The organism is Cupriavidus sp. 2SB (assembly GCF_005503625.1).
Lineage (GTDB): Bacteria > Pseudomonadota > Gammaproteobacteria > Burkholderiales > Burkholderiaceae > Cupriavidus.
Window position 1 is genome coordinate 37,653 of sequence record NZ_SCMX01000031.1, and the last position, 12,968, is coordinate 50,620.

Here is a 12,968-nt window from a genome sequence, read left to right on the forward strand (position 1 = left end):
TTCCACCTCAGGCCCGCTCCAGCAGTCCGATTTCCCTGACCGCCACCGACAGCATCGAAAGCGCTGCCGCGCCCGATACCCCGGACGCGCGTTGATCCGTCAGCATCTGCGCATAGCGTTCCAACGCCACCTGTCGATGGCCGCGCCAGCGTTCGATCATGGATGGCGCTTCTTCGCCATCCGCTGACTGCGCCAGCACGCTTGTGGTCAGCGCGCGCTTGAGCCGGCCCAGGTCTTCGAGCGTGGTGGTGCGCGCGAGCAGATCCCAGTGCGTATCCGATGGCAAGGACAACGTGCGCTCCCGCAGCCATGCGAAGTTCATCTCGGTGTCGAGCGCGAAGTACACCGCCGCCACGGCGCCAAGACTGCGTTGGCACGTGCCGGCCACCTCCGCGATATCGAGTGCGGCTGCGGCGATATCGCTGGCCGCCACACGCAACGCCAGGTCCTCGTCCACGCCAGCCTCGGTCAGCGCCGCAGCGCGCTCGGCCAGTTGGTTCGAGGCCTCCTCGGGCAGCAGCGTCGCCAGTTGCGGCGTCAGCCACCGGGCGGCGTCCACAAAGCGCGTGGCGCCGGGCTCCACGGTGCCACCGCCGCGCAGGAAGCGGATGAACCAGAGCGTGCCGCGTTCCAGCAGGCGTGACAGGGCGCCGAACATGCGCGCCTGGACCGCATCGTCCACATGGTTGTCGAGCTTGTCGATACGCGCCCAGAGGTCGCTCAGCCCGAACACGTCGCGCGCGTGCAGGCAGGCCCGCACGATGTCGGCGGGCCGTGCGTCGGTCTCTTCCATCAGCCGATGCACGAACGTGGCGCCGATCCGGTTCACGAGCAGGTTAGTCAGGTGCGTGGCCAGGATCTCGCGCCGTAGCGGATGGCGCGTCATGGCGTCGGCGTGGCGCTGCTGAAGCGGCTCGGGAAAATAGTCGACGAGCAGGTTCGCGACGAGCGCGTCTTCCGGAATGTCCGACGCCAGCAGTTCTTCATAGAGCCACATCTTGCTGTACGCCAGCAGCACGGCGCGTTCGGGCGAGGTCAGCCCCTGGCCCAGCGCCTTGCGTTCGGCAATCTCGGTCTCGGATGGCAGGAATTCCAGTGGCCGGTTAAGCCGTCCCGCGCGTTCGAGCCAGCGGATCAGCCGGCCCTCGCCGTCGACCAGCGCCACTGCCTCGCGCCCGGCCACCGACAGCGCCTGCGTCTGGTAGTAGTTGTCCTGCAGCACCAGCAGGCCCACTTCGTCGGTCATCTCGGCCAGCAGCTTGTTGCGCTGTTTCTCGGTCATCTCGCCTTCGGCCACCACCAGTCCCAGCAGGATCTTGATGTTGACCTCGTGGTCGGAGCAATCCACGCCGGCCGAGTTGTCGATGGCATCGGTGTTGATGCGCCCGCCGTTGCGCGCGAACTCGATGCGGCCCAGTTGCGTGAAGCCGAGATTGCCGCCTTCGCCCACCACCTTGCAGCGCAGTTCGTTGCCGTTCACGCGGATGGCATCGTTGGAGCGGTCGCCGGCCTGCAGATGCGTCTCGGTGCTGGCCTTCACGTAGGTGCCGATGCCGCCGTTGTAGAGCAGGTCCACCGGCGCGGTCAGGATCGCATGCATCAGTTCGTTGGGCGATAGCGTGACCGCCTCCACGCCGAGCACGGCACGTATTTCGGGCGAGAGCGGAATCGTCTTGGCCGTGCGCGGATATACGCCGCCGCCTGCGGAGATCAGCGTGGTGTTGTAGTCGGCCCAGCTGGAGCGGGGCAGATCGAACAGGCGCTGGCGCTCGGCCAGGCTCTTCGCGCAATCCGGATCGGGGTCGAGGAAGATATGCCGATGGTCGAACGCCGCATGCAGCCGGATATGCGGGGACAGCAGCATGCCATTGCCGAACACGTCGCCCGACATGTCGCCCACGCCCACCACGGAGAAAGGTGTGGTCTGGATGTTGATGCCCATCTCCCGGAAATGGCGCTTGACGCTTTCCCAGGCGCCGCGCGCCGTGATCCCCATCTTCTTGTGGTCGTAGCCGACCGAACCACCCGAGGCGAAGGCATCGTCAAGCCAGAAGCCGTACTCCGCGGAGATCGCGTTGGCGTAGTCCGAGAACGTGGCCGTGCCCTTGTCGGCGGCCACGACAAGGTAGGGGTCGTTGTCGTCGAGACGAACCACGTCGGGCGGCGGCACCAGCGTGCCGGAGACGAGATTGTCCGTCAGGTCGAGCAGGCCGCGCAGGAAGGTCTGGTAGCACGCCACGCCTTCGGCCAGGAACGCATCGCGATCCGTGGCGGGTGGCGGCCGCTTGACCACGAATCCACCCTTGGAACCCACGGGAACGATAACCGTATTCTTGACCATCTGCGCCTTCATCAGGCCCAGCACCTCCGTGCGGAAATCCTCGCGCCGGTCAGACCAGCGCAGGCCGCCGCGTGCCACGCGACCGCCGCGCAGGTGCACCCCTTCCACACGTGGGGAATACACCCAGATCTCGAACATCGGACGCGGTTCGGGCAGGCCCTGCACCAGCGCCGGATTGAACTTGAAGGAGACGTAGGGGCGCGGTTGCCCGTCCGGGCCCCGATGGAAATAATTGGTGCGCACCGTCGCATTGATGACATTGAGGAACAGCCGCAGGATGCGGTCCTCGTCGAGGTTGGGCACCTTGTCGAGCGCGGCGTCGATCTCGTCGAGCCATTTGCGGCTGCGCGCCTCGGTGGCAGCGGCTGTAGCGTCCGGCGCGGCCAGGGCCGGATCGAAGCGCGCCACGAACAGCGAGACCAGCATCGATGCGATATCGGGATTCGCGGTCAGGGCGCGTTCGATATAGGCGTTGCTGAAGGTGGAGCCCACCTGGCGCAGGTACTTGGCATAGGCGCGCAGGATGGTCACGTCGCGCGCGGCCAGCCCGGCGCGCAGCACCAGCCGGTTGAAATCGTCGTTCTCGATCTCGCCATGCCAGGCACGGCCATAGGCATCTTCGAACAGCGGCTTGATCTTCTCCAGATCCACGTCGACCGGTTTGCCGTCGGGGTCGGCGGCAATCTCCAGGCCGAAGTCGTGGATCCACACCGGCTCGCCGGCATCGGGTTCGATCAGGTAGGGACGCTCCTCGTCCACGCGCACGCCGAGGTGTTCGAGCATCGGCAGGCTCAGGGACAGCGCGATGGGCTGGCCGGCGCGATAGACCTTGAAGCGGAATGCGCCCGGCGCGGCCTCGATGGGCCGGTACAGGTTCATCGCCAGTCCGCCCGGATGCTGGCGTGCGTGCTCCATCAATTCGATATCGCGCACGGCGGTACGCGCCGCGTAATCCTCGCGATACCCGGCCGGGAACGAATCGCCGTAGCGGCGCAGCAGCCGGTTGCCGAGTTCCTCGCCACGGTTTTCGTGCAGCGCTTGCGAGAGATCGTCCTGCCAGCGCCGGGTGGCCTGCACGATGCGCGCTTCCAGTTCGCGCGTATCCACTTCGGGCATCGTGCCGGGCTCGCCGCGCACGGTCAGGTGAATGCGGGCAAGCGGAGATTCGGACAACTGCGGGGTGAACTCGCAACTGGTGCCGTTGAACGCCTGCACCAGCAGCTTCTGGATGCGCTGGCGCAGGTCGGTGTTGTACTTGTCGCGTGGCACGAAGACCAGGCACGAGATAAAGCGGTCGAAGCGGTCGCGCCGTACGAACAGGCGCGTGCGCTGATGCTCCTGCAACCGCAGGATGCCCAGCGTAATGTCGAAGAGTTCATCCTCGTCGGCCTGCAGCATCTCGTCGCGCGGATACTGTTCGAGGATGGTCACCAGCGATTTGTAGAGGTGTCCCTTGGTCAGGAAGCCCGCGCGTTCCAGGATGTTGGCGCACTTGCGCCGCACAATTGGAATCTCGCTCGTGCTGACCATGTACGCCGTGGAGGTGTAAAGCCCCACGAAACGGCGCTCGCCGAAGATCTTGCCATCGGCATCGAGCAGCTTCACGCCGACATAGTCCAGATAGCCCGGCCGATGCACCGTGGCACGCGAATTGGCCTTGGTGATGAAGATCGGCGAAGCCCCTTCGATGATGGCGCGCGCGGCGGCGGGCAGTGGCGTGAGATCGTCGGAGCCCGGATCGCGCAGCGCCTCGCGCAGGATGCCCGCGCCGGACCCTGCCACGCCGCGCAGGAAGAACTGCCCGTCACGCGCGATCAGTTCGTAGTCGCGATGACCGAGGAACGTGAAATGGTCATCCAGCATCCATTCGAGGAAGGCGCGCGCTTCCTGCGCATCGGGAGAGCCAGCGTCGCGCGATTGCGCCATGCCGGCCACGGTCTCCTGGGCAATCTGGCGCATGCGCGGCCAGTCCTCCACGGCGGCGCGCACATCGCCCAGCGCACTGGCGATGCCGAAGCGCAGCGCGTCGAGCCGCGTACTCTCGCCCGTGCGATCCACCTCGAAGTGGATGAATGACTCCAGCCGACAGCGATCGGTGGCGGTCTCGCTGCCGCCGAGTCCCAGGCTCTCGATGGCGCCCCGGCCATCGCGGCAGACGCGAAACACGGGGTGGATGGCCGAATGCAGTGTCATGCCGTGCCGGTTGATCTCCATAGCCACCGAGTCGACGAGGAACGGCATGTCGTCGTTCACGATCTCGATGATCGTATGGTCGGAGTGCCAGCCGTGTTCTTCGAAATTCGGGTTATAGACGCGCAGCCGCGCCGTGCCAGGCACAAACTTCTGCGCGGTCTGCCAGTGCGCCATCACGGCACCGTACAGATCGGCCACGTTGCGCGCGAGGAGATCCTCGGCATCGGCCAGGTCGTAGTAATGGCGCAGCAATGGCTCGACAATCTCGAAGGTGGCCGCTGGCAGGCGCTCCCGCGCAAAGGCGACCAGATCATCGAGCAGTTGCGCAACCTTTTCTTCGTTTTCCGGGGGCATGAATTTCTCCACGGTAGTGCCCGGTCATGTGCCGGTGCTCTCACACTGTAGGAAAGATTTACGTCCGCCGGGCGACAAAACGGCGACGCCCCGCACAGTGGCGGGGCGTCGCGGTGCAGCAGGAAGCCGTGAAGTCAGGCAGCCAGTGCGTGGCGGCTACCGTGGGCAGGCTCGTCGGGCACGACGATCGACATCGGATGGTGATCCCATGCCGCATGGCGCGCGTGCCGGGCTGCGTGATCGTCCAGCGTGCCGGTCATGCGATGCAGCAGGCTGCTGAGTGCCGCGCGCTCGGCTGCGCTCAGATCACAGACCGATACGGAATGCAGCGCACGCACAGCACGCGCCGCACGTTCAATCTGCGGTTTGGCTGCGGGGGAGATCTGCGGGGCATCGTCGATCGGAAATTCGATCCAGCCGTCGGCATGCAATTCACGCAGCAGGCGCTCGGTTTGCGGCACATCCAGGAAGATGGCGCCGGCGCAAGGCTGTCCACGCGTGAATTCGTTCTGGCGGATGGCGCGGAGCAGCAGCCATTTCGGATAGCTCAGCCCCGAGACGTTCAGGGTGCGATCCAGCGCGGTCTGCCATGCGGTGACCGCATCCACCAGCGACATCACCACAGGTTCGTGAATTTCGAGTGCTTTTGGCTGCATTGGCTCAGGTCTCCCGTATTAGGGTTTGCCGCCTGACACTTCTTGGGCCGGTGCATTGGCCGGCCCGGGCGGCATGGGCGCCAGCCTCATCCGGGCCGGTCGCGGAACGACAAAAAATCAGTAGGCGCAACACTAGCAGTAATGTCGAGACAATTGCATGACAGATCGGGTATGTCCTAGTCAATCTTTTGGACGAGGTGACGAACGGTGCCTGACGGTGCGCTGCATCGATCTCATGCAAAAAGAAATGGCCCCGGCGCGAGCGCAGGGGCCATTCGATCGATGCAGCGATCCGGGCGGTTGCCCGGCGTGTGCTTATTGCTTCTTGGCGCCGTCCGTATAGGGGTCAGCCTTGCCGGTCTTGGCACCGTCCGTGTACGGATCAGGCTTGCCCGTGCGCGCGCCGTCGAGGTACGGGTCGCGGGTGCCGCCCCTGGCGCCATCGGTGTACGGATCGGCCTTGCGCGGCGTCAGGTCCGAGCGCGTCGATTTCTTGGCGCCGTCGGTGTACGGGTCGAACTTGCCCGACTTGGCCGGGTTCTGGTTCGGATTGGCTTTGTCCTTGGAACGGCTGCCGCTGTAAAGATCGCCGCCTTCGGTGTAGTTCTTCTGCGCGTGGGCCAGTTGCACGGCGCCGACGGCAGTCAGGGCCGCAACGATCAGGGCCGGTACAGTCTTCTTCAGCATCATCATCCTCACAGGTGACGGCCGGGATGTTTTCCGGCCTATAGAAACGCGGGAAACCGATACCGATACTGTACCGGGGTTCGTGGCGATCCGCCGACCGAATGTTGTAGTGGGGATACTCAGGCGGCGCGGACACCACGTAACCGGTTAAGCGGACATCACTCCAACGTGATGTTCTGGTCCGTTGCGATCTTCTTGCGCAGTTCCAGCTCGCGCTTGATCTGGGCGGCGTACTGCTGCGAGGTGTTGCCGTCCGGGTAAGCGCCGGCGTCATGCAGGCGTTTCTTCACGGCCGGGTCCTGCAGCGCCTTGATGGCCGCATCGTGGACCTTGGCGACGATAGCCGGCGGCGTACCTGCCGGTGCCACCAGGCCGTACCAGGCCATGTTGTTCATGTCCTTCATGCCTTCCTCGGCGAAGGTCGGTACGTTGGGCAGGCCTTCGACGCGCTTGGGCGCGGCCACGGCCAGCGCGCGCAGCTTGTCGCTCTGGATGAAGGGCATCGACGACGGCAGGTTGTCGAACTGCGCGTTGACCTGGCCGGCCAGCGTGTCGTTCAGCGCCGGACCCGATCCGCGGTACGGGATGTGGACCATATCGGACTTGGTGATGAACTTGAACAGTTCGCCATCCAGATGCGAAATGCTGCCCTTGCCGGCTGAGGCGTAGCTGTACTTGCCCGGATTCGCCTTCAACAGCGCGATGAACTCCTTGAGGTTCTTGGCCGGTACCTTCGGGTTGACCGTCAGCACATTCGGCACGTTCACAAGGTTCGTGATCGGCGCGAAGTCCTTCAATGGGTCGTAAGGATTCTTGGCGTTGGTAGCCGGGTTCGTGGCCATGGTGCTGACCGTAGCGATGCCCAGCGTGTAGCCGTCCGGTGCGGACTTGGCCAGTGCATCCGCGCCAATCGCACCGCCGCCACCGCCGCGGTTCTCCACGACGACGGGCTGGCCCAGTTCACGGCCAAGCGCGTCGGATACGGCGCGGCCAACGATATCGGTGGTGCCGCCTGCGGCAAATGGCACGATCAGGCGGATAGGCTTGTTCGGATATGACTGTGCGTGGACCAGGCTGGCCTGCATCAGGCCGAGCGCCGCGAGGGCGCCCAGGGCGCCCGCTTTCAGAACTGCTTTCAAGAGATGCTCCTCCGAGGGTGTTGCTCTTCTAAGTTCCGCAATACGGAACTTCGTTCCGTCATGTGCGTCGATGAGCATTCAACCCCGAAAGGGTGGCGTCGCGAAATTGGGGGGAACCCGTGGAGGTCCGACGACCAGTGGAAGCGGGTGCGGAAAGGACGGCAGAGGCGTGCGCCGCAATGAGAAAAGCCCGAAGCTTTTGAGGGCTTCGGGCTTTCTGGAATTCGCTGGTGGGGCGTGAGTGACTCGAACACTCGACCTACGGATTAAGAGTCCGCTGCTCTACCAACTGAGCTAACGCCCCAACGAAGAAAGAGATTTTAGCAAGGCAAAGAGTATCGCGCAAGCCCCTTTTGCGTTTTTCTCGAAAAAGGTTCGTGCGGCTTACAATGCGCGCGTCCCGAACTGACCCGATACCTGCTGCCATGCATGCGCGCGTGCTTCGCTATCTCGACGAGGTTGTCCGGCGCGGATCGATCCGGCGCGCGGCGGAAATCCTCCATGTTGCGCCCACGGCTATCAACCGGCAGATCCTTGATCTGGAGGCATCGCTCGGTGCGCCGCTGTTCGATCGCATCAACCGACGCCTGCAACTGACGCCGCTCGGCGAGATGGTGCTGGCGCATGTGCGGCAGACCTTGCGCGAGCACGACGCCCTCCAGGCGCGCGTGGCCGAAATCAAGGGTGCGCGGCGCGGCATGGTCACGGTGGCCACCACCTCGGGTCTCGCCGGCGCGCTGATGCCTTCGCTGGTTCACGATTTTCGGCAGCATCATCCGGGCATCGTCGTGCGCGTGGCGGACCTGCCAGTGGGCGGCATCGTCGCAGCGGTGGAGCAGGGCGATGCCGATCTCGGACTTGGCTACGATCTTCCCGAAATGGCGGCTTTCCGCGTGCTGGCCAGTCGCGAATGGTCGATCGGTGCCGTGGTGGCGCCTGGGCATCCGCTGGCGGCGCAGCCTTCCGCGCGGCTGGCCGAGTGCGCCGGCTATCCGCTGATTCTGCCCGCACCGTCGCTGTCGATCCGGGCTTTGGTGGATGACGCATTCGCGCGGGAATCGATCGAGGTGGCACCGGCGGTGGAATCCACGTCGGTCGTGCTGATCCAGCGACTTGTGGCGGCGGGCGCCGGCGTGGCGCTGCTCAATCCCCTCGATGTGATGGACGACCGCGCGCGTGGCGCGGTGGTGTTCGTGCCGCTGCAAGAGGCTGGCCTGCAGCGGCAGACGCTGCGGCTCGTGGCACGTGGCAAGGGTCCGCTAACGCCTGCCGCCGAGTTGATGGCTGAGGCGATGTCGTCGACGCTGGCCAACCTGTTCCGGTAGGCGAATGAAGTTTTGGGTGTGCACATTTTGCGCACACCTCACGCGAAATTCTGCGCTTGGGGTGCTGCGCAAGCGGCAAGTAGACTTGGCCTCGTTCACAACCGATACGCGAGACGACCCGCCATGACCCTGATCCTCCAGCACGCCGACGTACTGGTCACCATGGACGCCCAGCGCCGCGAGATTGCCGATGGGGCGCTCGTCGCCAACGGCCCGGCCATCGAATGGGTGGGGCCAACCGCCGAACTGCCCGAGCAATATCGTCGCCTGATCGACGACGGCAGTGCCGAAGTCATCGACATGCGCGGCCATGTGGTGACGCCGGGCCTGGTCAACACGCACCATCACATGTACCAGAGCCTGACGCGTGCCGTGCCGGCCGCGCAGGATGCCGAGCTGTTCGGCTGGCTGACCAACCTCTACATGATCTGGGCGCACCTGACGCCGGAGATGATCCGCGTGTCCACCCAGACCGCGATGGCCGAGTTGATGCTGTCCGGTTGCACGACCACGAGCGATCACCTCTACCTCTATCCAAACGGCTCCCGTCTCGACGATTCGATCGAGGCTGCGCAGCAGATCGGCATGCGTTTCCACGCTGCGCGTGGATCGATGAGCGTGGGCCGTAGCCAGGGTGGCCTGCCGCCGGACGTGGTGGTGGAAACCGAGCCGGCGATCCTGCGCGACAGCCAGCGGCTCGTCGAGCAATATCACGATGCCTCGCGTCACGCCATGCTGCGCGTGGTGCTGGCGCCGTGCTCGCCGTTCTCGGTGTCGCGAGACCTGATGCGCGAGTCGGCGGTGATGGCGCGGCACTATGGCGTGTCCCTGCACACGCACCTGGCGGAGAACGACAACGACATCGCCTACTCGCGCGAGAAGTTCGGCATGACGCCGGCGCAGTATGCGGAAGACCTGGGCTGGGTCGGGCATGACGTCTGGCATGCGCACTGCGTGAAGCTCGACGAGGAGGGCGTGGCGCTGTTCGCGCGCACGGGCACGGGCGTGGCGCATTGCCCGTGCTCGAACATGCGGCTGGCTTCAGGCATCGCGCCTATCCGTCGGATGCGCGATGCCGGGGTGCCGGTGGGGCTGGGCGTGGATGGCAGTGCATCGAACGATGGCGCGCACATGCTTGGCGAGGCGCGTCAGGCCATGCTGCTGCAGCGCGTGGGGTTTGGGCCGGCTGCGATGAGCGCACGCGAGGCGCTGGAGATTGCCACGCTGGGCGGTGCCCGTGTGCTGAACCGTGACGATATCGGCGCGCTGGCGCCGGGCATGTCGGCGGACATCGTTGCGTTCGATATGTCGGGCGTGGGGTTTGCCGGTGCAGGTCATGACCCCGTGGCGGCGCTTGTGTTCTGCACGCCGGCCAACGTGTCGACGAGCATCATCAACGGACGTCCCGTGGTGCGCGATGGTGTGCTGCTGACCGCCGACCTGCCGAATGTACTGGCCGATCACCGGCGTCTGGCGCGCATGTTGTTCGAGGGCGCGCAGCAGGCAGGGGTTTGATCGGGTTTTGATGAGCGGGGCGCATGAGCGCGCGCCTCGCCGACGGCTGTGCTGGAATGCGGCGCAAAAGCGGAGTGCGGCGCAAAAGCAAAAGGCCGGAAGCATCGCTGCTTCCGGCCTTTCTTGTGTCTGGTGGGGCGTGAGTGACTCGAACACTCGACCTACGGATTAAGAGTCCGCTGCTCTACCAACTGAGCTAACGCCCCGACGAAGACCGAGATTCTAGCAGGATTTTTACGCTTGTCAAACGTTTCGTGCATCGCGCTGAAAAGCGGGTCTTCGCGGCGCGTGGCAATGCCGACGCGATCGGTGGAATCAGCGATTCGATGGACATTCCGACAGGCACATCACGCTGACACATGGGTCCGTCATGCTCGTGTCATCGCGGTCTGATGTGGCAGTGTTCGCGGAACGTACTGCCAGGCGCGCGATGATTGAGACGAATCGCATTCGGCATGCATGGTGCAGGGGATCACAGACGATTTCCGCAAAGCCATGTTAGGATGCTTCTCCACTTGCATATGGAGGGCTGTGATGATGGAAATCAAATTCCAAGAGCAAGACCGCTACGACATCAACAATGAGGGTTTGCTGTTTCATGCGGTGGTCAATGGTGAGCACGTGACCTGCGTGGTAACACGCGAAGCGCTCTGGGAAGGCTTCAGTGCCGACCAGGTGTTGTCGCTGGAAGAGGCGTTCCGCGCCGGTCGTGACACGATCGAACGCGCGGCCGTGGTGCTGATCGAGCAGGGCGTGCCCCAGCCGGTCGTGGTCAAGCGCGCGCACGTGGCGCCGGTCTAAGGACCGACCGACGGCAGCAACCCTCCGCCGCCGGTTCCGGTCCTGTTGTCACGACAGGCCGGCCGGCGCGCTACAAGCCTACTGAAGTTCGTAACACCTTCTCGTAGTACTTTCCGTCCGGTTGTTTCGATCCCGATTGCCGCTCAGGCAGGATGAGTCGTGTCCGTTGCTGCGCGATGGTTCGCGGCACCGGGACGCCCTGCGCACTCTTCGAAGATGCGCACATGGCACTGTGCGCATATTTCCGGTGAAAGGGTTTCGATGATCGTGTGGAGTGCCTGCCGCTTGGTCGGGAAGATATGGTCCTGGCCCAGCTTGTCGATAAAGCCAGTCTGTTTCCACGTGTCGAGCACTTGCGTGCGCGGCCGATGGAAGTAGAGGTCGCCGCCCTCGGCGCGCCGTTCGGTCAACTCCGCTTCCCACATCTCGGCGCCAGCGAGGTCGATGAAGTTCATGCTCTTGGTCATCGCCAGCAGATGCTTCTGTTCGGCGTCGACCGTGCGTAGCCAATGCAGGCGGTCCGTCACGTATTGCACCGCGCCGAAATAGATCGCGCCTTCCATGCGCAGCAATTTCAACTGCGGACATTCCGGCTGCGGACGACGTAGCTCGTCCAGCGGTGTGAAGCGTCGGCCCGGATCATCCGCATCGGGTACGAGACTGCGCACGGCGGGGCGCGCGGTGCGATACAGGTACGCCACCAGCGACAGGATCGTGCCAAGCAGCACCGCCATTTCCAGGCGGATGACGAGCGTGGCCAAGAACGTGCCCACTGCAATCGCGAACTCCGTACGCGACAACCGCGCGATACGGCGCAGGCGCTGGAAGTCGAAGAGGCCCCATGCCACGAGCAGCAGCATGGCCGCGATGGCCGCCAGCGGGATCTGTGCGAGCAGCGGCGCGCTGACCATCACCAGCACCACCAGCAGCAACGCCGAGAAGACGCTGGCGAGCGGTGTCTGCGCGCCCGCCTCGAAGTTCGGCATCGACCGGTTCAGCGAGCCGCAGGAGATATAACCCGAGAACAGTCCGCCCGCGATATTCGACAGGCCCTGGCCAATGAACTCGCGGTTCGCGTCGATATGCTGGCCCGAGCGCAGCGCCACCGCCTTGGCGATCGAGATCGACTGGCCCAGCGCGACGATGGTCAGTGCGGCGGCGATGCCAAGCAGGTCCGGCACGGTGCGCCAATTGATATCGGGGACGTGGAACGGCGGAATGGCGGCCGGGATGGGGCCAACCACGTTGACGTGCTGCGCGAGGCTCCAGCCGCTATGGTTGAGCACCATCGCGGTGCCGAAGCCGGCCAGCAGCCCCAGCAGCATGAACGGAAGCCGGCGCGACACACGCTTGATGCCAACTGTCACCGCCAGCGTCACGGCACCGACGATCAACGCACTGCCATTGATCGTATCGAAGTTGTCGAACAGGAAACGCACCACGCCGAACGCGCTGGTTCCCGTGGGCACGGCCAGGCCGAACAGGTCCTTCAGCGCGTAGAGTCCGATCAGCGTGGCCGCGCCGCAGGTGAAGCCGAGCAGCACCGATGGCGAGATGAAATTGGCCAGTGACCCGAGCCGCAGGGCGCCCACTGCCAGCTGCAGGATGCCGACGAGCATCGTCACGGCCAGCGCCAGCGCGATATAGGCCGGACTGCCCGCAAATGCCACCGGGCTCAGCATCGCGAACAGTGCGAGCGAGTTGGCGTTGGTCGGCCCCGACATCACGTGCCAGCTCGATCCGAACAGCGCTGCGACGATGCAAGGCACCACGGCGGTGTAGATGCCGTATTGCGGCGGCAGGCCCGCCAGCGTGGCAAAGGCCACGCCCTGCGGCAGCACCAGCACGGCGCCGAGTAGTCCGGCGATGACATCGGCGCGCAGCGTCAGCGGGGTGATACGCCGCGTCCACGGGAACCAGCGCTGCAGGGCAGGGGGGCGGGCAGCAACGATCATCG

At 64.8% G+C, this 12,968-nt stretch carries 8 protein-coding genes and 2 tRNA genes; 3 read left to right on the forward strand and 7 right to left on the reverse strand.

Going from position 1 to position 12,968, the window contains the following annotated elements:
- Positions 1 to 7: 7 nt before the first annotated feature.
- The 5 genes from FFS21_RS16145 to FFS21_RS16165 form a co-directional block, all read right to left on the reverse strand.
- Positions 8 to 4,888 carry an NAD-glutamate dehydrogenase gene (locus FFS21_RS16145; RefSeq protein WP_137925798.1) on the reverse strand — a complete coding sequence of 1,627 codons (4,881 nt, stop codon included), beginning with the start codon at positions 4,886 to 4,888 and terminating at the stop codon, positions 8 to 10.
- Between the two features lie 134 nt (positions 4,889 to 5,022).
- The gene (locus FFS21_RS16150; RefSeq protein ID WP_137925799.1) at positions 5,023 to 5,544 is read right to left on the reverse strand and encodes a MarR family winged helix-turn-helix transcriptional regulator; all 522 of its coding nucleotides are present in this window, start codon (positions 5,542 to 5,544) and stop codon (positions 5,023 to 5,025) included.
- Between the two features lie 315 nt (positions 5,545 to 5,859).
- The gene (locus FFS21_RS16155) at positions 5,860 to 6,231 is read right to left on the reverse strand and encodes a hypothetical protein (protein ID WP_137925800.1); all 372 of its coding nucleotides are present in this window, start codon (positions 6,229 to 6,231) and stop codon (positions 5,860 to 5,862) included.
- Between the two features lie 158 nt (positions 6,232 to 6,389).
- Positions 6,390 to 7,370, reverse strand: a complete 981-nt coding sequence (locus tag FFS21_RS16160; RefSeq protein ID WP_137925801.1) for a tripartite tricarboxylate transporter substrate binding protein BugE — start codon at positions 7,368 to 7,370, stop codon at positions 6,390 to 6,392.
- 228 nt (positions 7,371 to 7,598) lie between these two features.
- A tRNA-Lys gene (locus FFS21_RS16165) sits at positions 7,599 to 7,674 on the reverse strand.
- Between the two features lie 121 nt (positions 7,675 to 7,795).
- Here FFS21_RS16165 and FFS21_RS16170 point away from each other — a divergent pair.
- The gene (locus FFS21_RS16170) at positions 7,796 to 8,695 is read left to right on the forward strand and encodes a LysR family transcriptional regulator (protein WP_137925802.1); all 900 of its coding nucleotides are present in this window, start codon (positions 7,796 to 7,798) and stop codon (positions 8,693 to 8,695) included.
- 123 nt (positions 8,696 to 8,818) lie between these two features.
- Positions 8,819 to 10,210 (forward strand): 8-oxoguanine deaminase, encoded by a 1,392-nt coding sequence (locus FFS21_RS16175; protein WP_137925803.1) that lies wholly within the window; start codon positions 8,819 to 8,821, stop codon positions 10,208 to 10,210.
- 130 nt (positions 10,211 to 10,340) lie between these two features.
- Here FFS21_RS16175 and FFS21_RS16180 read toward each other — a convergent pair.
- Positions 10,341 to 10,416 (reverse strand) — tRNA-Lys (locus FFS21_RS16180).
- Between the two features lie 331 nt (positions 10,417 to 10,747).
- Between FFS21_RS16180 and FFS21_RS16185 the strand changes: the two genes are divergently transcribed.
- On the forward strand, positions 10,748 to 11,011 hold the full coding sequence (locus tag FFS21_RS16185; RefSeq protein ID WP_137925818.1) for a DUF1488 family protein: 264 nt from the start codon (positions 10,748 to 10,750) through the stop codon (positions 11,009 to 11,011).
- Positions 11,012 to 11,154: 143 nt separating this feature from the next.
- On the opposite strand, the gene FFS21_RS16190 is transcribed toward FFS21_RS16185, so the two are convergent.
- Positions 11,155 to 12,966: a SulP family inorganic anion transporter gene (locus FFS21_RS16190; protein WP_137925804.1), complete on the reverse strand. Its 1,812-nt coding sequence runs from the start codon at positions 12,964 to 12,966 to the stop codon at positions 11,155 to 11,157.
- Between the last annotated feature and the right edge of the window lie 2 nt (positions 12,967 to 12,968).